The organism is Nocardiopsis dassonvillei subsp. dassonvillei DSM 43111, assembly GCF_000092985.1.
GTDB lineage: Bacteria > Actinomycetota > Actinomycetes > Streptosporangiales > Streptosporangiaceae > Nocardiopsis > Nocardiopsis dassonvillei.
In genome coordinates this window covers 2,208,725-2,231,787 of the sequence record NC_014210.1, presented here as the reverse complement: position 1 = coordinate 2,231,787, position 23,063 = coordinate 2,208,725, and the positions used below count along the sequence as shown (strand labels likewise).

The following is a 23,063-nucleotide window of genomic DNA, read 5'->3' as shown; positions in this document are numbered from 1 at the left end:
CGCTACTCCGGGGGGTGGGGGTCGGGGGCCCGCCGGTCCCGTGCCCCGACGCGCAGGCGCGCGGGGACGGTGGCCGCGGGTTCGGGGAGCCGGAGCGGTGAGGCGCCCGGCGTGAGGCGTCCGGCCACCGGCGCGCGGCGGGCTCCGGTGCAGGAGGGCACGGATCCGGGGAGCCCGTGCCAGGTGAGGAAGCCGATCAGCGCGAACAGGTAGGCCTCCTTGGCGTCGCTGTCCAGCCCCAGGGCGTCGAACGCGGCCAGCCTCGCCGGTCGGAGCCGGTCGGCGAGGCGTTCCATGAGGACCGGGTTGCGGGTGCCGCCGCCCGAGGCGAGCACCTCGACCACGCCGTGGGGGCGCAGCGCGTCGGCGACGGTGGCGGCGGTGAGTTCGACCAGGGTGGCCATCAGGTCCCCGTCGTCGGGCGTGCCGGTGGCGCGCAGCGCCGCGTCGAGGTAGCCGGGGCCGAACAGCTCCAGCCCGGTGGTCCTGGGCGGGGGCAGGCGGTAGTAGGGCTCGGCGAGCAGGTGCTTGAGCAGGGCGGGGTCGGGGCGGCCGGAGCGGGCCAGGGCCCCGTCGGCGTCGAAGTCGGCGCGTCCGCCGCTCACCCGGCGCGCGGCGGCGTCGAGCAGAGCGTTGCCGGGGCCGGTGTCGAAGGCCAGCGGCGCCTCCCCTGCCCGCAGGACGGTGACGTTGGCGATGCCGCCGAGGTTGAGGGCGGCGGTGGGTTCGGGGCGCGCCCCGAGCAGGAGGGCGTCGAGCAGGCTGGCCAGCGGCGCGCCCTGCCCGCCCGCCGCCACGTCGGCCGTGCGCAGGTCCGAGACCACGGGCAGGCCGGTGGCCTCGGCGATCCAGGCGGGCTGGCCCAGTTGGAGGGTGCCGTGGACCGTGGCGCCGTCGGCCCGTTGATCGGCCCAGTGGAACAGGGTCTGGCCGTGCGAGGCCACCAGGTCGGCCCGTCCCCCGGCGAGTTCGCCGACCGCGCGCAGCGCCGCGTCGGCGAACGCCCGGCCGATGCGGGTGTCGAGCCGGCAGACGGCCTCCATGGTCGTGCGGGCCGGGGGGAGCGCGGCGCGGATCTCCTCCCGCAGGTCGCCCGGGTAGGGCTCGGTGCGGTGCCCCAGCGGGGTCAGGAGGACGAGGTCCCCGTCCAGGGCGAAGCGGGCGGCGGCGACGTCGATGCCGTCGGCCGAGGTCCCCGAGGACAGGCCGACGACGATCACGCGGCGCCCGCCCGGGGTCGGCGGGTCCGGGTGAGTGCGTGCGGCGCGGGTCCGGCCGTGGACTCAGGCGCATCCCCCGGCCGGGTTGCGCGGACCCGACCTGCGGAAAACCCGTGGACACCACCCATACGACCAACCCTCCCGGTCCCGAACGCCTACCAGCGGTATACCGCGCGTCGCCGTGCGTCAACCGTTCCCGGAGACCGACACGGCGGTGTCCCCTGATGCCGGAGGGTTCTCACCGAACTCTTGCCCGCGGCCCGTAACCTTTCGTGTTCGTACGCACCACGAACCTTCAGGACTCCCGCATGCCCCACGCGCCCTCCGGCACCGCCGCTCCGTCGGCCCGGGCCCTCATCGTCGAGGACGAGCCCAACATCCTCGAACTGCTCACCGCCTCCCTGGAGCTGAGCGGCTTCGCCACGCGCGGCGCGCCCGACGCGGAGGCCGCCCTGGCCGCGCTGGACGGGTTCACCCCCGACATCGCCGTCCTGGACGTGACCCTGTCCGGCCGCAGCGGCCTGGACCTGGCCGGTGACCTGCGCGGGGTCGTGCCAGGCCTGCCGGTGCTGTTCCTGACCGCGCGCGACACGGTCCAGGACCGGGTGGCGGGCCTGCGGGCCGGCGCCGACGACTACGTCACCAAGCCCTTCAGCCTGGAGGAGGTCGTGCTGCGGCTGAACGCGATCCTGCGCAGATCGGGCCGCCGCGGTTCCGAGGGCGCCGAGCCCCTGCGCTACGCCGACCTGGAACTGGACGAGGAGGGGCACCAGGTGCGCCGCGCGGGCGCGCCTGTGCGGCTCTCGCCCACCGAGTTCGCGCTCCTGCGCTACCTCCTGCTCAACGCGGGCAAGGTCGTCAGCAAGGCGCAGATCCTGGACCGGGTGTGGGGCGGGGAGAGCGACGACATCCGCGTCGTGGAGACCTACGTCAGCTACCTGCGCCGCAAGGTCGACGCGGGCCGCCCCGCCCTGATCCACACCGTGCGGGGCGTGGGCTACAGCCTGCGCCTGGCGGCCGGGGGGAACGGGTGAGCGGCCGCCGTGGGCTCCACCGGCCACGGGGCCTGGGCGGCCGGATCCCCCTGGCGGTGCTGTGCCTGACCGCCGTGTGCCTGGTCGCCTTCGGCGCGGTCGCCACCCTGCTGCTCCAGCGTTCGCTGACCGAGGAGGTCGACCACCGGCTGCGGACCCTGCCCGCGCCCCGGCACGCGGCCGAGCGGGTGGAGCCGCCCGTCGGGGCGCAGCCGCCTCCGCTGCCCACCGACCTGCGCACGCTGGTGATCGGCGCCGACGGCGACGTGGTGGACAGCGTGGGGCAGACCGGCTCCGACGACGGCCTGCCGGACGTGTCGGCGGTACCGGCCGAGGAGTTGCGGGCGCGGTCCGGGGAGCCGTTCACGCTGCCCGGAACCGGGGGCGAGGGCGACTGGCGGGTGCTGACCACGGCCCGGGATGACGGCGGCGTCTTCATGACCGCCCAGTCCCTGGACGGGATCGAGGGCACGCTCGACCGGCTCGTGCTCATCGAGGCCGTGACGGGGCTGGTGGTGCTGGCGGCCGTGGGGTTCGGTACCGCGGCGATCGTGCGGTTCCAGCTGCGGCCGCTGCGGGAGATCGAGTCCACGGCGCGGGCCATCGCCGGGGGCGACCTGGACCGGCGGATCCCGCCCCAGGACCCGGCCACCGAGACGGGTCGGCTGGGCGCCTCCCTCAACACGATGCTCGGTGAGCTGACCCGGGCCCTGGGCGAGCGGGACCGCGCGGTCGAGACGACGCGGCGCTTCGTCGCGGACGCCTCCCACGAGCTGCGCACGCCGCTGTCCTCGATCCGGGGGTTCGCCGAGCTGTACCGGCAGGGCAGGGGTCGGGGGCTGGTCGCCGAGGACGCCCGGGCGGACCGGTGGATGTCGCGGATCGAGGACGAGGCCGGGCGGATGGGGGGCATGGTGGACGACCTGCTGACGCTCTCACGCCTGGACGAGGCGCCGCGGCTGGAGCACTCCGACATGGAACTGGTCGCCATCGCGGAGCGGGTGGTGCTCAGCGCCCGGGCCCGGGCCCCGCGCACGCCCGTGGCGCTGGAGGCCGAGGGACCCGTGCGGGCGGTGGGCGACGGCGACCGGATCCGCCAGGTGCTGGAGAACCTCGTCGGCAACGCCCTGACCCACACGCCCGAGGGCACGCCGGTGCGGGTGTCGGTGAGCCGGACCCAGGATCCGCCGCCTCCGGGACCGGCCCGCGCGGGCGCGCTACCGCCGGGGGTGGCGGAGGTGGCGGTCATAGCGGTACGCGACGAGGGGCCCGGCATCCCCGCCGGGGAGCTGCCCCGGGTGTTCGACCGGTTCTACCGGGCGGACGGGCCCCGCGAGCGGGCCGGGGCGGGGCTGGGCCTGGCCATCAGCGCGGCCTTCGTGGCCGCCCACGACGGCTACGTCACCGTCGAGTCGCCGCCGGGAGGGGGCTGCGTCTTCACCGTGGTGCTGCCGCTGGGCTGACCCCGTGGCACCGCTCGTCCAAGGCCCGGCCGACGGGATGGTCTCGTCATCGACACCTCCCGCCCGTTCGAGCTGACCGCGTGGAACGAGGGCGGCCCCGTCGTGCGCACGGGCGTCGGGCTTCCCCGCCGTCTCCTGCCGCTGCCCCGGACCCGGGCCGACCGGCCCGCCGGACGGCGCATGGCCGTCCGGGAGGGGATCGGCGGGCCGCTGACCGGCATGCTCACCGGTCTGACCGAAGCGCCCGAACCCCACCGCCTCGTCGACGGGGCCGAGGGCTTCCCGCCTCCGTGCTACCATCGTCGGCGCAGAGACAACCCGGTCGGCTGCGGGACCAGAAGTGGGAGGTGAGTTGATGTCTGCGGTGAAGGCCGCTGCCCTGCGCGGCGCCCGTCGGACCATCCTCACGTCCCGGGCCCCGGTCTGACCTGACGCTGACCCCCCTGTCCGAGCCCTGACGGCTCACAGGAGGCAGTGCTCCGTGCTCATCGGGGCCCCTTTTCTAGGGTCTCTACGTTGTCTCAATCCCTTTCGCGTCATGCTCAGCCGTACTCCCTGACGGACTACGGCTGGGACCGGGCGCGCGAACGCGCCTTCACCCCCCGTCGCGCCGACGGGCTGATCCCGGCCCGCGTCGTCCGGGCGGACCGCGGCTCGTGCGAAGTTGTCACCGACACCGGAACCGTCCGCGCGGACGTCCCCGGCGCCGCGGACCGGAGCGATCCGCTGACGGCGCCGTGCACCGGCGACTGGGCGGCGCTGCGCCCCCTCACCGGCGCCGCACCGCTCCTGCACGAGGTCCTGGAGCGACGCACCACCCTGGTGCGCGCCTCGGCCTCACGGACCTCGCACGGCCAGCTCCTGGCCGCCAACGTCGACACCGTCGTGGTGACGGTCTCCCTGGCCGCACCGCTCAAGCACGGCCGCACCGAACGCATGCTCGCCCTGGCGTGGGAGAGCGGCGCCCAGCCGGTCGTGGTCCTGACCAAGGCCGACGCGTGCGCGGACCTGCCCTCGGCGCAGGAACAGGTGTCACAGGTGGCCGCCGGTGTGGACGTGCTGGTCACCAGTGCCGAGACGGGGCAGGGCCTGGACGTCCTGGCCGCCGCCCTCAACGGCACCGTCGTGCTGCTCGGCCCCTCCGGGGCGGGCAAGTCCACCCTGGGCAACCGGCTGCTGGGCCAGGACCTGCTGGCCACCGGCGCCGTCCGGGAGGCGGACGGCAGGGGACGGCACACCACTTCCCGGCGGGAGCTGCTCCCGCTGCCCGGCGGAGGCGTGCTGCTGGACACCCCCGGCCTGCGGGCGATCGGCCTGCACGACTCCCGGGGCGGCCTGGAACAGACCTTCGCCGAGATCGAGCACCTCGCACAGGAGTGCCGGTTCACCGACTGCTCCCACACGAGCGAACCGGGCTGCGCGGTGCTGGCCGCCGTCGAGGGGGGAGAGATCCCTCGCCGCAGGTTGGACAGCTACCACCAGCTGCTCCGGGAGAACGCCTACGCCGCCTCCCGCACCGACGCGAGGCTGCGCGCCGACCGCGAGGCCGCCAGGAAGGACATCACCCGGCACCTGCGCGCCACCTACCGGTTCCGGGATCGCCAGCGGTGAGGGACACCGACGGCACCCGCCGGGGCACCGACGACGACCCGGTGACACAGGCGTTCCCGGGCAGTCCCGCTGCCGAGGCGGCCCGCCCGCCTGCTCCGCCCCCACGACGACACCGAGAACGGAACCTTGACTTCCTCTCCTGCCTGAAGGCAGGAGAATCCGGAACCACCTACCGGTGGTTCGAGGCCAACGCCTCGTCACGGGTCGCCCCGTGGCCTTCCTGCTTCACCGCCGGTCGCCCCGTCCGGGAGGACTCCCGTTGAGGTCTCACACCAGCTCCACAGGCCAACACCGCCAGCCCGGCGGCTTCGAGATTGAGCGCCGCGTTCACATCACGGTCATGAGCCACCCCACAACCGGGACACGTCCACTCCCGTACACGCAACGGCAACGACACATTGAGGTACCCGCACCCGGGCGTCGAACACAACTTGGAGGAGGGAAAGAACCGGTCCACCACGACCAGATCGCGTCCGTACCAGGCGCACTTGTACTCCAGCATCGTGCGCAGCTCACGCCAGGCCGCATCCGAAATCGCTCGGGCGAGTCTGCGGTTTCTGACCATGTTGCGCACCGTCAGGTCCTCGATCACGACCACTTGGTTCTCGCGGACGAGTCGAGTGGAGAGCTTGTGCAGGAAGTCGCGCCTGCGGTCGGTGATGCGGGCGTGCACCCGCGCGACCTTGCGGCGGGCCTTGTCCCGGTTCGCGCTGCCCTTGGCCTTGCGGGCCAGCGCCCGCTGGGCGCGGGCCAGCTTGGCGCGGTCGCGTTGTTCGTGGCGGGGGTTGGCCACCTTCTCCCCCGTGGACAACACCACCAGCGACGTCACACCCTTGTCCACACCCACCGCGTCGTTGGCGGCCGGAGCCGACTCGACGGTGTCCTCGCACAGCAGGGACACGAACCAGCGCCCGGCCGCATCCCGGGACACCGTCACCGTGGACGGCCTTGCTCCTTCAGGCAGGGGGCGCGACCACACGATGTCCAGGGGTTCGGTCATCTTGGCCAGGGTCAGGTGGCCGTCGCGGTAGCGGAACGCGCTCGCGGTGTACTCCGCCGAGGCACGCGACGTCTTCTTGGACTTGAACCGCGGATACTGTGCGCGCCGGTCGAAGAAGTTGCGAAAGGCGGTGTGCAGGTGGCGCAGCGTCTGCTGAAGGGGGACGCAGGAGACCTCGGTGAGGAAGGACAGCTCGTCCGTCTTCTTCCAAGCGGTCAGCATGGCCGAGGTGTGGGAGTAGCCCACCCGTTCCCGGCGCTGGTGCCAGGCGGTGCTGCGTTCGGCCAGGGCGCGGTTGTAGACCAGGCGCACGCACCCGAACGTGCGCGACAGCTCAGCCGCCTGCGCATCACTCGGATAGAAGCGGTACCGAAACGCCCGCTTCACGCTCTTGTTGGTCATGGCACACACCGTAGCGACCGCTGTGCGGTCGCGTGAGGCGAATCCGACAGAAAGTCACGAGAAGGGAGAGGGCGTGTTCTCCCCGCCCTGAAGGACGGGGTATCCACGCCCAACAAACAGATGACCACCTGGACCACCCGCACCGAGACCGCCGACGACATCCCCGCCATCCGCGACATCCTCCTGGCGGCCTTCCCCACCGGAGCCGAGGCCGACATCGTCGACGCCCTGCGCGCCGATCCCGGGGCGTGGGTCGAGGGCCTGTCGATGGTCGCCACGACCTCTGGGGGCACTCCGGTCGGGTACGCGCTGCTCAGCCGCTGCCACGTCGACGGCGAACCCGCCCTCGCCCTGGCCCCGTGCGCGGTGGCGCCCTCCGCCCAGCGCACCGGGGCCGGTTCGGCCGCGATCCGCGCGGCCCTGAGCGCCGCCCGGGCCATGGGAGAGAACCTCGTCCTCGTCCTGGGCCATGCCGACTACTACCCGCGGTTCGGCTTCACCCCGGCCTCCCGCTTCGGTATCCGGGCGCCCTTCGAGGTTCCCGACGAGGCAATGATGGCCATGGTCCTGAACGGTGACCACCCCGTCCCGACCGGCACCATCGGCTACCCCGCCGCGTTCGGGGTCTGACCGTTCCTGAACAGTGATCAGACGTGACCCCGGGGGGGAGCCCCCGGGGACACGGTCGGCGCCCGGGAAGGACCGGTCCGGGTCCTGGCGGGAGGTTTCGGGAGACGGGAACCTCCCACACCGTCTTGGAGCCGCTCCGAAGGACGTCTTCGCGCGCGGGAGGCCCTCGGGGCCCGCCTCACTCGATTGCCGGGGAGACGGCGGCGATCCGCTCGGCGAGCTGCTCGCCCGCGGCGTCGGCCCCCGTGTCGCCAGTGGCCCCGGCCCGGGAGACGGCCGACTCCAGGAGTTCGGCGGCGGTGCCGCTCCCGACGAGGTCCTGGTAGAGGTCGGCGTAGGCCTCCTCGTAGAGGCGGTGGAAGCCCTCGTCGGCGAGGAAGCGCTCCTTGAGCGCCCCACTGCCGCCCATGGACATGCCGCCCCCGACCGCCTCCCCTTCTCCTGGCGCGGGCATTCCCCCGGGCGCCTCCATGCCCTCGGGCGGCCACGTCCCACCGGGGGGTGTGCCCCCGCCGGGGAACTGCGCCCCCTCCGGCATCGCTCCCCCACCGCCGCCCATGCCACCCATACCGCCGAAGGACAGGTTCAGATCCCAGGACAGGACGGTGAACCGCTCCTGGGCGGTGTCGTACCACAGGTAGTAGTTGTTGCCCGGGCCGTCCATGCCGTCGCTGTTGGACATCAGGCTCTGCAGCGCGAGGTAGCGGGCGAAGGACTCGGTGTCCAGGTGCTCGTCCAGCTCGCGGGCGAACTCCTCGTCGTCGGACTCGGCCACGAACCGCAGCAGGTCCATCACCGGCTGGAGGTCGTGGGCGCCCTCGCCGTTGATCTGGTTGAAGGCCTCCTCGTAGTCGGTGGCGTCCCCGCCCAGGTAGTCGAAGGAGCCCCCGGCGCGGCCCTTGTAGAGCACGCCGTCCCCGTACCCGTCGGCCCAGGCGGCGTCGGGCGCGTCCAGCAGCAGGCGCGGCACCCCCTCACCGCCGTTGACCGCGAACGAGGTGAACGTGTAGTCCTGCGTGGTCTGCCCGGCCGCCGCCGTCAGCTCCAGGGCCAGGGCCTCGTTGAGCGCGGTGTCGGAGGTCGCCGTCGCCGGGCGCAGGGCGATCTCGGTGTGCCCCTGGTAGGCCCGGCCGGAGACGAACTCCTCGAAGCTGATCAACCAGGGGAGGTTCTCCGGCTCGTCCTCGGACAGGGTGACCGAGCCCGGCCCGGCCGCTCCCCCGCCGCCCGGGCCGGTCCCCTGTTCACCCCTGGTGTCGGCCGCCGCGCCGGTCGTCCCGTCAGCGACCCCGCCGGCGTCCCCGGTGCCGGTGTCCGTACCGGTCTCCTCCCGCTGCTGGCCCCCTTGGCCGGGCGCCGCCCCTGCCCCGGAGTCGCCGCGCAGGCTCATCAGGGTCGAGTTGCCCTTGAGGCGGAGTCCGACGTCCTCGACGGTGGTGCCGTCGATGGTGACGTCGGCCCGGATGTACTCCTTCTCGCCCTCCTCGCGGAAGGTGCTCATCATGTCGGCGTACTCGGTCTGGTCGAAGCTCACCTCGATCGTGTGCTCCCCGCCGTCGAACAGGTCGCCCTCGCCCTCGATGTTCTGGGTGACGGCGTCCCGCGAGACCAACTCGGAGGTGACGTAGGGGCGCACCCGCGCCTCGCCGAAGACCAGGACCAGGGCGAGCAGCGCGGCGCACACGACGGCGGTGCTCCTCCAGTGCTGGCGCAGGCGCACCGGGAGGCGGTGCCGCAGGCGCGCGGGCCCGCGCTGGCGCCGCCCGGCGGCGGTGTCGCGGGCAGCGGTGTCGCCGCCGCCCTCCTCATCATCGAGTCCGCGCATGTCACAGGTCCGTCTGGTCGTAGCCGGTCAGGACGGTCGCCTTCTGCCCCGCGTTGATCTCCCGCAGGCGCTGGACGACGTCGCCGGGCTTGACGCCCTTCTTCAGCCGTGCGGTGTAGGCCGTCTCCAGCAGGGAACCGCCGCGCACGGTCTCGGTGCTGATCAGTTCGTACTCGTCGGTGAAGCGGATGAGCACGTCGTCGATCACGGGTCCGTAGTCGTCGCCGTCCGCGGGGACCTGGACCTTGACCACCTGGCGCTGCACGTTGAGGGCGAACCAGTTGAAGCGGTGCATGAGCAGCACGACCGCGCAGATGACCACGGTGGCGATGACCGCCAGGGTGTAGAAGCGCGTGCCGCAGGCCATGCCCACGCCCATCACCAGGAAGATGAACCCGACGTCGCGGGTCTCCTTGATGGCGTTGCGGAAGCGCACCACCGACAGCGCGCCGACCAGGGCGAAGGCGCGGGCGATGTTGGAGCCCACCACCAGCATGATCAGGGCGATGAGCATGCCCAGGATGATCAGCGTGTGGACGTAGCTCTGCGAGTAGCTGATGTTGCGGTGGGTGGCGCGGTAGGTCCAGGCCACCACGAGGCTGGTGACGAACGCCAGGGTCAGGGACAGGACCACGTCCATGACGCTGAACGTGCCGGACAGGTCGGTGACGCCGAAATCGAGGTTCATGGTGCGGGTGTGCCTTTACGAAGCGGGTGGGAACCGGGGTTCAGGAACGGGGGCCGGAGGACGCGCCCCCGGCCGTGGGGACGGGCGGAGGCGCTTCGACCACGGAACCGAGCGGACGCGCCTCGGCCACGACGTCCTCCTCGGGCAGGTGGAAGACCGAGCGCGGGGCCATGCCGTGGGCCTCCACGCTCTGGCAGTACTTGGAGACGCGCTGCACCTGGAGGCCGAAGCGGGCGGCCATGTCGGTGACCCAGTAGGGGGCGCGCTCGTTGGCCTTGACCTCCATGACCGCCAGGTGCGGGCTGATGATGTAGCGGCTCTCGGCCTCGGCGCGCAGGTCGAAGTCCCGGTCGCGCCCGCGCACACGGTGGTCCAGGGTCACGCGCAGTCCCAGGTCGGAGCCGGTGCCGACGTAGGGTTCGCGCCGGTACCCGGTCATCGCGGTCGGGCGCAGGTCCAGGCGGTGGACGAGGTCGAGGACCTCGTCCACGAAGGCCTGGTCGGCGCCGGGGTGCTCCACGCGCACGCGCCGGTCGCACAGGTCGCGGGCCAGGTGGTAGGGCAGCATGACCCGGCGCTTCTGGGTGACGCGGTTGACGCGCTGCTTGATCTCGACGGAGACGGGGGTGTCCTCGGCGGCCGGGCCGACCTCGCCGTAGCGGCGCACGCGCAGCTTGCGGCGGAACCTCAGGCCCTCGATCTTCTCATGGTAGAAGCGCAGCCGGTCGGTGTCGTAGTACAGGCTCCACACGCCGTAGCCGTCGGGCCCGGCATTGCGGTCGGCCCGCATGCGCGCGGTGAGTTCGGCGCGCACGTCCCGGGCCTGGTCGGCGGGGACGAGGTACTTGAGTTCGTAGCGGTTGAAGGCGTGGAGCCTGCTCGGCGCCCTCAGCCGGTCCCCGGCGGCGGTGCCGGTCGGGGTACCGGCCGGTGCGGCCTTCGCGGCGTGCCCGGCGTTCCCGGCGTTCCCGGCGGGACCGGGGTCGCGTGGTGGTACCACGGTGCCTCCTTTCCTGAGGGTGGTGACGACGGGAAGGACACAACCCGACGACCCTGCGAAGAGGCGGAGAACTTCCTGAGAGGTTCCTGAGAGCCGGGGCCGCAGCCCCTGGTGGGCGCGTGGTCAGGGGTGAGGGTGAGAGGTGGGTGAGAACACCGGTCGGGTACCGCCCGGGGAGGGGCGGACCGGCGACAGGGGTAGCACCGGCGGCGGACGGGTAGCGGACCGCACGACAGGCCTGACCGGCGAGAACGCCGCGGGCCGGACGGGGGGACGATGCAGACCTTCCTGCCCCAACCCGGGTTCGCCGAGTGCGCGCGGGCGCTGGACGACCGCAGGCTGGGCAAGCAGCGGGTGGAGACCATGCAGGTGCTGCGGGCCCTGGTGTGGCCCGAGTACGGGTGGAAGCGCCACCCCGCCGTGGCGATGTGGCGCGGCTTCGTGCCCGCGCTGGTGGGTTACGGGGTGGCGGTGTGCCGCGAGTGGCGCCGCCGCGGGTACGCCGACTCGGTGCTGCCCTCGCTGCTGGCCTTCACCGGGAACCGCGTCCCCGAGGAGGAGGAGCTGTGGGAGCGCGACATGCTCCCGCCGTGGCTGGGCGACGACGCGCTGCACCTGTCGCACCGCTCGGCCCTGGTGTACAAGGACCCGGCGCACTACGCGCCGCTGTTCCCCGGCACGCCCGGCGGTCTGCCCTACGTCTGGCCCCGGCCGGTCTTCCCCCGGTGGCCGCTGCGGCGCGGCACCTCGGCGGCGACGCCGGTGGAGGAGGCGGCGGAACTGCTGGAGGCGGTCGCGCTCTCGGACGGGCAGGCCGCCGCCCTGGAACGGCTGGTCGAGGGCCGCAGCGCGTCGCTGCGGCTCACCGGCCCCGGCGACACCCTGCCCGGCCTGCTCGCCGGGCTGTGCACGCCCGGCGAGACGCTGTGGCTGGTGCCCGGGACGCCGCCGCCCAGGCCGCAAGGGAGTGGCGCCGCCGCCCCGGGCTCCTCGGAGGCGGTGGGGCGGACCAGCCGCTCGACCGCGCGGCAGCCCGGCCCCGAGGACGAGGCGGCGATGCGCGAGGAGGTCGGCGAACCCGAGTTCCGGTTCCGCCGGGTCCCTCCCGGGGAGGGGGCGGAGGCTCCCGTGCCGCCCGGGGCCGGTCTGGTCGTCCTGGACGGCGCCGAACTGCCCGAGCCGAGATCGGCCCCGCTGGTGCTGCGCCTGCTGCCCGCGGTGGAGGCCTAGCTGTACTGACCTGAGAGGTTAGGAACGCGGGAGGCGGGAGGGCCGCTGATCGCGGTGTGGAACCGGTGGTGATTGTAGTGATGCAACCACCCGGGGAACGCCTCCCGCCTTTCGCTCTCGGATTGGTAGGGGCGGGCGTAGGCCCATTCGTCGGCCAGGGTGCGATGGAAGCGCTCCACCTTGCCGTTGGTCTGGGGCCGGTAGGGGCGGGTGCGTTTGTGCTTGATGCCCTGGCCATAGAGCAGGCCGCGCCACAGGTGGGACGTATAGCAGGCCCCGTTGTCGGTTAGCACCCGCTCCACCACGACCCCCGCTGAGACGAAGTAGGCGTGCGCTCGCTCCCAGAACCCGGTGGCGGTCTCCTTTTTCTCATCGGCCAGGATCTCGGTGTAGGCCAGGCGGGAGTAGTCGTCGATGGCGGTGTGCAGGTAGCCGTAGCCCAGCTTGGGGTTGCCGTGGTTGTTGCGCGGGGCGTGCGCGGTGGTGGTGCGATTGCGGCGGCCTTGAGCGCGTCCCTGGGTACGGTGTCCGCCCCCGGCGGGGATGTTGCCGAGCTTTTTGATGTCCACATGCACGAGCTCGCCCGGTCGAGCGCGCTCGTAGCGGCGTACTACCCGGTGAGTGGCCCGGTCCAGGTGGGACAGTCGGGGCATGCGGTAGCGGGTCAGGATCCGGTGCACGGTCGAGGGATGCATGCCCAGGTGGCCGCCGATGCGGGCCGGGCCCCATCGGCGGGTGCAGCGGAGTTTGATCACGCGGCGTTCGCGGCGGGCGGGGGTGCGCTGGGGTGAGCGGTGCGGGCGACTGGAGGCGTCGTCCATCCCGGCCTGGCCTTGGGTGCGGTAGCGGTCGGCCCAGCGTTTGGCGGTGGTGGTACTGGTCTGGAAGCGTTCGGCGGCACGCCTGAGCGGCCAGTCGTCTTCGACCACGCAGCGGGCCAACGCCAGGCGCCCTGCGGGTGTGAGTGTGGCGTTGGCGTGGGTAGTGTGGGGCATCGAGGGCCTTCCGGTTCGGTGGTAGATGTCGCAATCCACACCGATACCGGAGGCCCTCTTTGTGTGTGTCAGGCGGGGTGGGTGTTACCAACCTCCGTGGTCAGTACACCTAGCACCGTTCCCGGGGAGGGCGCTCACCCCTTCCGGTGCTTGGGGCACAGTGGTCCCGGGCAGGTGACCGCGACAGCGACGCGGTCGCCCGCGTCACCGACAGCGCACACGGAAGGGTGGCACATGGATTCCGCGAGTGGACGAGCCGAGGGCGCGGCGAAGGAGGGAGCGAAGGCCGGGGCCGCGCGTGCGCGCGCACGCTCCGCACCGCGCAGGCCCGGCCCGAGCAAGGCGGAGTTGGAGGCGGCCCGGAACAGGCTGGTCCCGGACGTGATCGCCGAGGACCTGAGCGTGCTCTTCTGCGGGATCAACCCCGGCCTGACCTCGGGCGCGGTCGGGCACCACTTCGCCAAGCCGGGTACGCGCTTCTGGCCCTCCCTGCACGGGTCCGGCTTCACCCCGCGCCAGCTCAGGCCGGATGAGGAGGACGAACTGCTGTCCCTGGGCCTGGGCATCACCAACGTCGTCGAGCGGGCCACGGCCCAGGCGGACGAGCTGGACCGGGAGGAGTACGTGGAGGGCGGGCGCAGGCTGCGGGAGAAGGTCCTGCGGTGGCGGCCCCGGTGGCTGGCCGTCCTGGGCGTGACGGCCTACCGGGAGGCCTTCGCCGAACGCCGCGCGGCAGTGGGTCCCCAGGACGCGGAGATCGGCGGCGCCCGGGTGTGGCTGCTGCCCAACCCCAGCGGCCGCAACGCGCACTGGCAGCTGGGGCCGCTCATCGGGGAGTTCGCGCGCCTGCGACGCGCCGCCGGGCTGCCGGACCGGTCCGGCGGAGCGGCCTGACCCTTAGGCGGTCCGGCCCGCCGAAGCGCCCCACCACGTCAGAGGGCGCGCCGACCGGCATCCGCCGCCCCCGGTCCCGCGGGGCCAGGGTCGGCCAGGACCGGCGAACGCCTCACAGCGCCCGGCTCGCGCGGGAACGCGGACCGCCCGCCCCGGCCCGCCGGAACACCGGCCGTGCCGGGGCCCGCGCCCTCCTGTCCGGCGCCGACCGGCATCCGGCCCGCTCAGCGCGGGGACAGCCCGCGTTCGGCCAGGGCCTCGCGCAGTATCCGCACCGCCTTGGGCCCGACCCCGTGCAGCGCGCCCAGCTCGGCCCCGGTGAGCGCGGCGACCTGTTCCAGGGTGGTCAGTCCGGCCCCCGCGAGCGCCCGGGTCGCCGGTGCGCCGATGGCCCTGGGCAGGTCCCCCACCTCACCCGGGACCGCGGACGCGGCTGCCTCGGCCGACGCCGCCAACCGCTGGGGCGCACGGGACAGCCAGGCCCGCCGGACCAGGGCGTTGAGGTCCTGGCCGTTCACGTCGGCCAAGGGCACGCCGAAGCCGACGGGCCTGCCCGCCCGCACCCACCGCTCCCCGGTCGGGTGCGCGGCCACCGCGGCCTCGGTCTCGGCGTCCGGGAGGCGGAGCAGCACCCGGCCGTCCCCGCTCACCGAGGCGAAGACCCTGCCGCGCACCGAGAACGCGACCGTGCCGGAGCGGGTGCCCTCCTCGACCTCCGGGAGGGCGAGCGCGGCCTTGCGCAGCTGGGACAGAGTGGTCATGGGGCCGATGCTAGACGCCCCCGCCGACATACGACCGGTGCGCGCCCGGACCGGGCGGGCCCCGTCGGCGCATGACATCTGTCATGCCCGGCCCGTGCGGAACGCGGAGGGAACTCGTGACCCGCGGCACCCTGCGGCGATCACACTCCGTACTAGCGTCGAACCATGCACAGCAACGACGGCCGCGCTCCCCGGGCTCCCCTTCCGCAGACGGAGGCCCCCCTCCCCGCACCCTCGGGTGCGGGGAGGGCGCAGGCGCCCGCGCGCACACCCTCCGGCCCGGCCGCGCCGCACCCGCGCCGCCGCGGCCCGTGTCCCCTCCCGCCGGGCGTGGAGTACCACCGGGTACTCGCCGGGGACAGGCGCCGGATCGGCCGGGGAGTCCTCGCGATCGCGCTCCTGGTGGCCGGGCTGTTCGCCTCCAACATCGTTCTGGCCGTGGCCGCCGCCTTCGCCGACAGCCTGATGGGCAGGACCAACCCGACCTTCGGCGGCACCGACTACACACCGCTCTTCCTCGCCGCGAACCTGGTGTCGATCGCCCTGCTCATCCCGTGGAGCATGCTGCTCCAACGGTGGCTCTACGGGGTGCGCGGCCCTTCGCTGCACTCGGTGCTGTCGAGTCTTCGCTTCGACCTGCTCGGCCGGGCGCTCCTGTTCATCGGCCCCCTCTGGCTGTTCCTCTCGTTCATCGGCCCCGCCGTCATGCCCCTGCGCGAGGTCCACTGGTCCACCGCCACACTCCTCACGGTCCTCGCCGTCAACCTCCTGTTGACGCCCCTCCAGGCGGCGGGTGAGGAGTACGGTTTCCGCGGGCTCGTGTTCCGCGTCGCCGGAAGCTGGGGGCGCGGCCCGCGTACGGCGCTGTTCCTCGGCGTCCTCGTCTCCGGTCTGGCGTTCACCGCCGTCCACCTCTCGACCGATCCGTGGTTCAACCTCTGGTGCCTCACGCTCTCCGTCAGCCTGGCCGTCGTCACCTGGCGCACCGGCGGCATCGAGATCGCGGTCGTCGTCCACGCTCTGCACAACACACTCGCCGCCCTGGTCCTCACGGTTCTGCACGCCGATCCGAACCCCGCGCTCGACCGTTCGGCGGGTACCGGGTCCGCTGCCCTGGCCGTGCTCTGCGTCGCCGTCGCGGCCGTCGCGGCGGTGGTGTGGTGGCGCACGCGCGGGACGGGACCGGCCCTGACCCCCTCCGGCCCGTGACCGGCGCGGGTATGACGGGAGAATCACGTCCATGAGCAATCCGCCGCTGGTCGGCGCGCGCAGGTTCGAGACCTACGTGCGCTGGTCCACCTACCTGGCCGTCGCGACTCCGGTCGGAACACTCCTCCGGAGCGCGGTGGAGGCCGACCGGCTCACTGGAGCTCCCCTGACCGCGCTGGTCGCGGCGGCCGTGCTGTGCCTGCTCCTGGTCGGCGGGAACGTCCTCGTCACCAAGTGGAGCATCGACACCGTCGTCGGACGCGCGCGGGGGTTCCCCGTCACCGCCGTCGTCGGGTGGGCCCTGGTCCTGGCGGCGTTCGTCGCCGTGGCCCTGATGCTTCCCCTTCCCGCGATGGACATGACGGTCGCGGCGGCGATCGCCTCGGCGGCCGCGAGCCTCGCACCGGCCCTCCACGCCCGCCGGGCGCTGCTGCTCCACGCGGCGGCGCTGGTGCTGAACACCGCGCTCGTGGGATTCGCGGACGTCGTGGTCCTGCTGGTCGGGGCGCTGATGATCAGCGCCGTCCTGTGGTTGTGCTGGTCCAGCGCGTGGATGCTGCGGGTGCTGCTCGAACTCCAGGCGGCCCACGAGGACCGCGCCGCGCTCGCCCTGGCCAACGAACGCCTGCGCATCTCCCGCGACCTGCACGACGTGTTCGGCCGCACCCTGGCCGCGATCGCGGTCAAGAGCTCGCTGGCCTCCGAACTCGTCCAGCGCGGTCACGGCGAACGGGCCGCGACGGAGATCTCCGCGATCCGCGGACTGGCCGAGGAGGCGGGCACCGAGGTCCGCCGCGTCGTGCGCGGCGAGCTGCGCACAACCTGGGAGGACGAGGTCTCGGGCGCCCGTTCTCTGCTCAGGTCCGCCGGTATCCGCTGCACGGTGACCGGGGATCCCGTCCCCGAGCGGTGCGCGGAGCCCCTGGCGTGGGTCGTGCGCGAGGGCGTCACCAACCTGCTGCGCCACGCCTCGGCCACCCAGGTCACCCTCGCGACCGCGAACGAGGACGGGGAGGTGCACCTGACCGTCGCCAACGACGGAGCCGGTCCCCCGCGGTCCGCGCGGGACGGCGAGGGCACCGGGCTGCGCGCGATGTCCGAGCGCCTGCACGCGCTCGGCGGGCACGTCACGGCGCGCCGTGACGGAGACTGGTTCCTGCTCGACGCCGTGCTCCCGCTTCCGAAGGACGCCCCCAGATGACACGCATCCTCGTCGCCGACGACGAACACCTCATCCGCGACGCCGTCGCCGGACTGCTCGACCTGGAGGAGGACTTCGAGGTCGTCGCCCAGGCGGCCTCCGGCGACGAGGCGCTGGCCATGGCCCTCAAACTCCGCCCGGACGTGGCCCTGCTCGACCTGCAACTGCCCGGCCCCGACGGCATCGAGATCGCCCGCAGGCTCGCCACCGAGCTGCCCGGATGCCGGTGCGTCATCGTCACCTCCCACGGCCGCCCCGGCTACCTGAAGTCGGCGCTCGCGGCGGGTGTGAGCGGCTTCCTGCCCAAGACCGTGTCCTCGCGCACCTTCGCCGAGGTCGTGCGCAAGGTCGCGGCCGGAGGCCGCTACGTCGATCCCGAACTCGCGGCCGAGGCGATCAGCGCGGGCGACTCCCCGCTCAGCCCGCGCGAGGCCGACGTGCTGGCCCTGGCCCGCGACGGCGCACCCGTGGAGGAGATCGCCCGGCGCGTCTCGCTCTCGCGGGGGACGGTGCGCAACTACCTCGCGGCCGCCGTCGCCAAGCTCGACGCCGCCAACCGGCACGAGGCCGCGCACATCGCCGCCGAACACGGCTGGATCTGAACGGAGCGGTTCACCGCGCCCGCCGGGGACTCAGTTGCCGCGACCCGCGTCCGGGCCGCGACGGGACCGGAGCCCGGCGCACGCCGACCCGGCGATGCCCTCCGCGCCCGCTAACCCCGGGCAGCGGCCAGCAGGACGTCCACCAACCGGTCGGCGGCGTCGGGACGCCCGTGCTCGCGGGCCCGCTCCGCGATCTGCGCGCGCCGCCGCGGGTCGGCCAGCAGCGGTTCCACCGCCGCCTGGAGCCCCTGGGCGTTGACCTGGTCCAGCAGGGCCACCGCCGCGCCCGACTCCTGGAGGTGGCGGGCGTTGTGGCGCTGCTCGTCCCCCGCCGACGAGGCCAGCGGAACGAACACGGCGGCCTTGCCCAGCGCGGTCAGCTCAGCGATCGTCCCCGCGCCGCTGCGGGAGACCACCACGTCGGCCAGCGCCAGCACGTCGGGGAGTTCGGGGCCGACGAAGTCCGTCAGGTGGTACCGCTCGGCGAGGCCGGGCGGGAGCTGGGCGGCGCTGCGGCGCGCCTCCTCCAGGTTCGCCGGTCCGCACTGGTGCACGACGTTGGCGCGCGCGAGCAGCCAGGGCAGGATGTCGCGGATCATGCCGTTGATCTGCACGGCGCCCTGCGCCCCGCCCGTGACGTAGACGGTGGGCAGCGAGGAGTCGTAGCCGGTGAACCCGAGCGCCTTGGGCGCCCGGTCGGCCTGCCCGGTCAGCACCTCGGGGCGCACCGGGTTGCCGGTGATGACCGCGCTGTCGCGCGCGGAGTCGGGGAGCAGCTCGGTCGTGGACGGGGAGGACACCGCCACACGGGCCGCGACACGGGCGAGGACCTTGTTGGCCAGGCCCAGCCGGACCGTCTGCTCGTGCACCACGAGGGGACGGCGGCACATCTTCGCGGCCAGGCCCACGGGCACGGCCACGTAGCCGCCGGTGGCCAGCACCACGTCGGGGGCGAAGTCCGAGACCAGCGCGCGGGCCTGCGCGACGCCCCGGGGGACGTTGCTCATGTCCTTGATGTTGGCCCGGGAGGCGAGTTTGAGGGGGTTCTTCGAGCGCCGGATCTTGCCGGTCGCGACCGACTCGAAGGGGATACCGTTGGCGGCGGCGACCCGGGACTCCAGGCTGTCCGCCGTGCCCACCCACAGCACGCTCAGGGCGACCCCGGCCGCCGCCAACCGGTCACGCAGCGCGCGGACGGCGGTGAGGGCCGGATAGGTGTGCCCGCCTGTTCCTCCTCCGGTCACGATCAGGCGCATGTCCCGTGCAGGGGGGTTGCCGCTGTTCACCAGTTCCTCCCGGAGGATGCCCCGGAGCGGGGCCGCAAGAAGCTACCGACAAAGAAAAGGGCCACACGGAGCGGCGCGGCGCTCGTCCTGTGCCCAACAGCACCGTAGCCGCCGCCGGACCCGTCCCGGTACGCCCCCCGCTCCAGCCGGGGTGGGGACGGCCACACCGGCCCCCGCGCGGGCGGGACGCGGCCGTGGTCCGCCCACCGCTCCGGCGTCCCTTCCGCCGAACGGAGAACGGCACCCGCGGGGAAGGGAGAGCGCGGGGAAGGCGCGGAACGTGTCCGGCCGTCGAATCGGCGTTCCCGGAAACAGTGGCGCGGCACCGACGCGCCGCGCGGGAGGGGTGGGGCCCGGGAGCCTCACGGGCGGGCGGTGGTTCAGCGAAGCGCGCAACGGAGGCACACGTCCGACCCTCCTCCCGCTCGCGGTGCCGCCGCACACGCGGACCCCCGAAAACGAGCTTCGCGAAGCAATTCCGCGACGCACGGCAACCCACCTCACCAGCACGTCTTCCGGAGGAAAGGACAGGAACACCCACCGCCATCCGGGCACACATAAACCACACAGGCCACCTCCGGCAACATTCGATATTGCCGATAAGTACTTTCACCAGAAAATGCACGTGCAGAATATCGAGCACCATTACAAAGGGACCAAAAGAAGTTTCAACAATCCCAGCAGGGCACACATATAGGCGAGAGCAATAAACGGGGGCACTTCCCAAGGATCCGCCGGTGAGACTCTGTGTTCTGGGCTCCATCCATCTGAGCAGCGACGGACGCCGCGTCACCCCGACCACGGGCAAGGAACGCGCGCTCCTCGCCGCCCTGGCACTGACGGGCCCGGGACGGCTACCCCTTCGGGAGCTGGCCGACCGGCTCTGGAACGGCTCTCCCCCGGAGGGCTACCGCAGCACACTGCACACCTACGTCACGCGCCTGCGGGGCAAGATCGAGGCGGCCGGGCTGGACCGCGGCATCCTGACCCACACCGCCGAGGGCTACCTGCTGCGCCTCCCCGCCCAGGCGCTGGACTGGGAGCGCTTCCGGAGCCTGCGCTCACGCGCCCGCGCCCTGCACCAGGCGGGCCGCTCCGCCGAGGCGCGCGCGGCCCTGGAGGAGGCGCTGGCGCTGTGGAAGGGGCCCGCGCTGCCCGGTGTGGGCGGACGCTGGGTCGAACAGCTGCGCGTGTCCATGGAACGCTCCCACCAGGACGCGCTGGCGGTGTGGGCCTCGCTGGCCATCGCCGAGGGCGACCACGCGGAGGCGGTGGAGGTCCTGGGTTCGGCCCTGGTCGCCTACCCCGTCAACGAGTCCCTGCACGGCCACCTCCTGCACGGGCTGCACGCCCTGGGCCGGACGGCCGACGCCCTCGCGGCCTACCAGCGGTTGCGGGAGCGGCTGTCGGAGGAGCTGGGCGTGGACCCCTCCCCGGCGCTGCGGCGGCGGTTCGAACTGCTGCTGCGGGCCACCGCCGGTCCGGTCGGGGACGGTGGGTCGGACGGGGACGGCGGGTCGGACGGGGTCGGCGGGTCGCAGGCCCCGCCTCCCGCGGCCGGGAGGCCGCGCACGATCGTGGACAACCTGGCGCGCGAGCCCCGGCACTTCCGGGGGCGCACCGCGCAGACCCGCCTGCTCTGCTCGCGGCTGCGGGAGACGGAGTCCGGTTTCGCGCACCTGTGGGTCGTCTGCGGGATGGCGGGGGTGGGCAAGAGCCAACTGAGCCTGCACGTGGCCCATCGCGTCAAGGACCTCTACCCCGACGCGCGGCTGTCGGTGGACCTGCGCGGGCACGACGAGCGGGCCGCTCCGCTGAGCGCGGAGGAGGCCCTCACCGAACTCATGCGCCTGCTGCGCGTGCCGGTGCCGCCCACCGTGCTGAGCCTGGCCGAACGCGTCGCTCTGTGGCGCGAGCACACGCGGTCGATGCGCCTGCTGCTCCTCCTGGAGGACGCCGCCAGCGCCGAACAGGTCCTTCCGCTGCTCCCCAGCGGGACCCGGTGCGCGGTCGTGATCACCAGCCGCTTCTTCCTCCCGGAGGTGGAGGGCGCCGACCACCTGCCGCTCGGGCTTCCCTCCGACGAGGAGTGCACCGAGATGTTCACCGCCGCCCTCGACCGGCCGTGGGGCGAGGAGGAGGCCGACACCCTCGCCGAGATCATCGACCGGTGCGACAGGCTGCCGATAGCCGTCGGGCTCGTGGCGAACCTGGCCCAGTTCCATCCGTCGTGGTCGCCGCGCGACCTGCTGCACCGGCTGCCCTCACCGTCCTTCCCGGGACTGAGCGCCTTCCGGGTGGGGGGTCGGGACCTCTCACGCATCTTCGACGTGTCCGTGGACGCCATGGACCCGAGGGCCCGTGACGCCTTCCTCCTGCTCGGCCTGCACCCCACCCGCGGTATGGACGGGCGGGTGGCGGCGGCGCTGGTCGGCCCCGACGAGCACGCCTCACGGCAGGCCCTCATGGACCTGGTGAGCGCCCACCTCCTGAACGAGCCCGAACCCGATCGCTTCGAGATGCACGCCCTGCTCCAGGTTCACGCCCGCCACCGCGCGCGCGACGGTCTGTCCCCGGAGCGGGCCCATGCGGCCAAGCAGAGGATGCACGCGGCCTACCTGTCGTTGACGAGCCTGGCCGACCGGGCCCTGCACCCGCACCGGCCCGGGCGCGACGACCACGAGCCACTTCCCATCGGGGAGCGATGGCCGGAGGAGAGGGCCATGGCGTGGTTCCGGCGCGAACTGGCGACCGTGCTCACCATGCTGTCGGAGGCGGACCGGCACGGCGCGGGCCGCACCGCCCTGCGACTGGCGCGGGTGGTGTGCGACCACATGGACGCGCACGGTCCCTGGTCCGAGGCGGTCACCCTGCACACCGCCATGGTGGAGTGGGCACGCGATCAGGGGGAGGACCGTGAGCGGGCCAGGGCCCACTTCGACCTGGCCCGCGCCCTTCTGCGCGTGGGAGAGGTGGACCGCGCCGGAGAACACAGCCGTTCGGCCCATGAGCGGTGGTCCGAGGCGGGGGACGTCCTGGGACAGGCGTGGGCCGTGGCCCAAGGGGCGATGATCTCCTACGTCGCCAACGACTACGCGGGCAGCCGGGCCCTCGTCGAACGGGCTCTGGAGACGTTCGAGGCGCGCGGACACCGCCCCGGAATAGTGTTCTGCCTGCGTGTGCGCGGGCTGTGCCACTTCGCCGTGAGCGCGTCCCACGAGGCGATCGCGGACTTCAGTGACGCGTCGACCCTGCTGGAACGCTCACAGGACCAGCAGTTGCTCATGGAGATGCAACTGAACCTGGCGGGCGCGTTCCAACAACTGGGGTACCACCACCAGTCCTGGTCGCTGTGCGAAAAGGTCCTGGTGACCGCCCGTCGGCGCGGTGACAGGCGCAGGGCGGCCGTCGCTCTGACGAATCTGGGCAAGCTGTCCCTGCACCGGGAGCGGCCGGAGCAGGCCGTATCGCGTCTTCAGGAATCGTTGAAGATCCTCGAATCCTTCGGAGACCCCTGGGCCAAGAGCACGATCCTGACGAACCTGGGCACAGCACACGCCGCAGCCAACCAGCCGGACCAGGCCCGCCTCTGCTTCTGTCGCGCTCTGGCAATGCGCGGGTTCATCACTCCTCCGGCGCGGACCGAGTCTCTACTGGGCCTGGCCCGACTGGAGGGGACGGCCGGACGGCACCATGACGTGGTAACCCACCTGCGCCAGGCCGCCTCGACGGCGCGGCAGCACGGTCTGCGCAAGGAGCACGCCACAGCCCTGCTCGCTCTGGGCCAACACCTCAGTGTCCACGGTGAGCGGAGCGAAGCGAATGCGTGCCTGCGCCAGGCCGCGGAAATCTTCGAGGTACTTCAGGCTCCCGAGGCTCAGATCACCCGGTCGCTGCTCGAAACTCTGGGCAACACATAACGGACCGGATTTTTCTGGCGCGCGCACCCGTCGCCAAAGATAGGATTTGGCATGCTCAGAGCCAGCTCGGTACTCGTTCACCGGTCTGCGTG

The 23,063-nt window shown here is 73.1% G+C and carries 19 protein-coding genes; 11 read left to right on the top strand and 8 right to left on the bottom strand.

Annotation, left to right across the window (positions count from 1 at the left end; all coding sequences use genetic code 11):
• Positions 1-2: 2 nt before the first annotated feature.
• Entirely contained in the window at positions 3-1,220 is a 1,218-nt protein-coding gene (locus tag NDAS_RS09050) for an anhydro-N-acetylmuramic acid kinase (RefSeq protein ID WP_013152859.1), read from the bottom strand.
• Positions 1,221-1,528: 308 nt separating this feature from the next.
• Here NDAS_RS09050 and NDAS_RS09045 point away from each other — a divergent pair, with 308 nt between their 5' ends.
• From NDAS_RS09045 to rsgA, 4 genes are all read left to right on the top strand, one after another.
• Entirely contained in the window at positions 1,529-2,254 is a 726-nt protein-coding gene (locus NDAS_RS09045) for a response regulator transcription factor (protein WP_013152858.1), read from the top strand.
• Positions 2,251-3,717, top strand: a complete 1,467-nt coding sequence (locus NDAS_RS09040) for a sensor histidine kinase (RefSeq protein ID WP_013152857.1) — start codon at positions 2,251-2,253, stop codon at positions 3,715-3,717. Before NDAS_RS09045 ends, NDAS_RS09040 begins: the two co-directional genes overlap by 4 nt.
• 102 nt (positions 3,718-3,819) lie before the next feature.
• Positions 3,820-4,068, top strand: a complete 249-nt coding sequence (locus tag NDAS_RS28545; protein ID WP_013152856.1) for a hypothetical protein — start codon at positions 3,820-3,822, stop codon at positions 4,066-4,068.
• A gap of 165 nt (positions 4,069-4,233) precedes the next feature.
• Entirely contained in the window at positions 4,234-5,328 is a 1,095-nt protein-coding gene (rsgA, locus tag NDAS_RS09035) for a ribosome small subunit-dependent GTPase A (protein WP_013152855.1), read from the top strand.
• Positions 5,329-5,497: 169 nt separating this feature from the next.
• Here the strand turns inward: rsgA and NDAS_RS09030 are convergent, their stop codons facing one another.
• A complete protein-coding gene (locus NDAS_RS09030) occupies positions 5,498-6,730 on the bottom strand; it encodes an RNA-guided endonuclease InsQ/TnpB family protein (protein WP_013152854.1) in 1,233 nt (410 codons plus the stop codon).
• 120 nt (positions 6,731-6,850) lie between these two features.
• Between NDAS_RS09030 and NDAS_RS09025 the strand changes: the two genes are divergently transcribed.
• Positions 6,851-7,360: a GNAT family N-acetyltransferase gene (locus tag NDAS_RS09025; protein WP_013152853.1), complete on the top strand. Its 510-nt coding sequence runs from the start codon at positions 6,851-6,853 to the stop codon at positions 7,358-7,360.
• A gap of 178 nt (positions 7,361-7,538) precedes the next feature.
• On the opposite strand, the gene NDAS_RS09020 is transcribed toward NDAS_RS09025, so the two are convergent.
• Genes NDAS_RS09020 through NDAS_RS09010 form a run of 3 tightly spaced genes read right to left on the bottom strand, consistent with a single transcriptional unit; the run spans position 7,539 to position 10,873 of the window.
• Entirely contained in the window at positions 7,539-9,185 is a 1,647-nt protein-coding gene (locus tag NDAS_RS09020; RefSeq protein WP_013152852.1) for a CotH kinase family protein, read from the bottom strand.
• A gap of 1 nt (position 9,186) precedes the next feature.
• A complete protein-coding gene (locus NDAS_RS09015; RefSeq protein ID WP_013152851.1) occupies positions 9,187-9,873 on the bottom strand; it encodes a DUF4956 domain-containing protein in 687 nt (228 codons plus the stop codon).
• A gap of 40 nt (positions 9,874-9,913) precedes the next feature.
• Complete coding sequence (locus tag NDAS_RS09010) at positions 9,914-10,873, bottom strand: polyphosphate polymerase domain-containing protein (protein ID WP_013152850.1); 960 nt, start codon at positions 10,871-10,873, stop codon at positions 9,914-9,916.
• Between the two features lie 276 nt (positions 10,874-11,149).
• Between NDAS_RS09010 and NDAS_RS09005 the strand changes: the two genes are divergently transcribed.
• Complete coding sequence (locus tag NDAS_RS09005) at positions 11,150-12,103, top strand: MSMEG_6728 family protein (protein WP_013152849.1); 954 nt, start codon at positions 11,150-11,152, stop codon at positions 12,101-12,103.
• Here NDAS_RS09005 and NDAS_RS09000 read toward each other — a convergent pair.
• Complete coding sequence (locus NDAS_RS09000) at positions 12,100-13,098, bottom strand: IS481 family transposase (RefSeq protein WP_013152848.1); 999 nt, start codon at positions 13,096-13,098, stop codon at positions 12,100-12,102. The genes NDAS_RS09005 and NDAS_RS09000 overlap by 4 nt on opposite strands.
• A 348-nt stretch (positions 13,099-13,446) precedes the next feature.
• Here NDAS_RS09000 and mug point away from each other — a divergent pair, with 348 nt between their 5' ends.
• Positions 13,447-13,992 carry a G/U mismatch-specific DNA glycosylase gene (gene mug / locus NDAS_RS08995; RefSeq protein WP_013152847.1) on the top strand — a complete coding sequence of 182 codons (546 nt, stop codon included), beginning with the start codon at positions 13,447-13,449 and terminating at the stop codon, positions 13,990-13,992.
• A 224-nt stretch (positions 13,993-14,216) separates the two neighbouring features.
• Here the strand turns inward: mug and NDAS_RS08990 are convergent, their stop codons facing one another.
• On the bottom strand, positions 14,217-14,753 hold the full coding sequence (locus NDAS_RS08990) for a hypothetical protein (RefSeq protein ID WP_041552611.1): 537 nt from the start codon (positions 14,751-14,753) through the stop codon (positions 14,217-14,219).
• 165 nt (positions 14,754-14,918) lie between these two features.
• Between NDAS_RS08990 and NDAS_RS08985 the strand changes: the two genes are divergently transcribed.
• The 3 genes from NDAS_RS08985 to NDAS_RS08975 are packed head-to-tail and all read left to right on the top strand — an operon-like array spanning position 14,919 to position 17,765.
• Positions 14,919-15,962 (top strand): CPBP family glutamic-type intramembrane protease, encoded by a 1,044-nt coding sequence (locus NDAS_RS08985; protein WP_013152845.1) that lies wholly within the window; start codon positions 14,919-14,921, stop codon positions 15,960-15,962.
• Between the two features lie 31 nt (positions 15,963-15,993).
• On the top strand, positions 15,994-17,163 hold the full coding sequence (locus tag NDAS_RS08980) for a sensor histidine kinase (protein ID WP_013152844.1): 1,170 nt from the start codon (positions 15,994-15,996) through the stop codon (positions 17,161-17,163).
• A complete protein-coding gene (locus NDAS_RS08975) occupies positions 17,160-17,765 on the top strand; it encodes a response regulator transcription factor (protein WP_013152843.1) in 606 nt (201 codons plus the stop codon). Before NDAS_RS08980 ends, NDAS_RS08975 begins: the two co-directional genes overlap by 4 nt.
• 110 nt (positions 17,766-17,875) lie before the next feature.
• On the opposite strand, the gene NDAS_RS08970 is transcribed toward NDAS_RS08975, so the two are convergent.
• Positions 17,876-19,021 (bottom strand): UDP-N-acetylglucosamine--N-acetylmuramyl-(pentapeptide) pyrophosphoryl-undecaprenol N-acetylglucosamine transferase, encoded by a 1,146-nt coding sequence (locus NDAS_RS08970; RefSeq protein WP_019607543.1) that lies wholly within the window; start codon positions 19,019-19,021, stop codon positions 17,876-17,878.
• A 767-nt stretch (positions 19,022-19,788) separates the two neighbouring features.
• On the opposite strand from NDAS_RS08970, the gene NDAS_RS08965 reads away from it, so the two are divergent.
• A complete protein-coding gene (locus tag NDAS_RS08965; protein ID WP_013152841.1) occupies positions 19,789-22,971 on the top strand; it encodes an AfsR/SARP family transcriptional regulator in 3,183 nt (1,060 codons plus the stop codon).
• Positions 22,972-23,063: the final 92 nt, after the last annotated feature.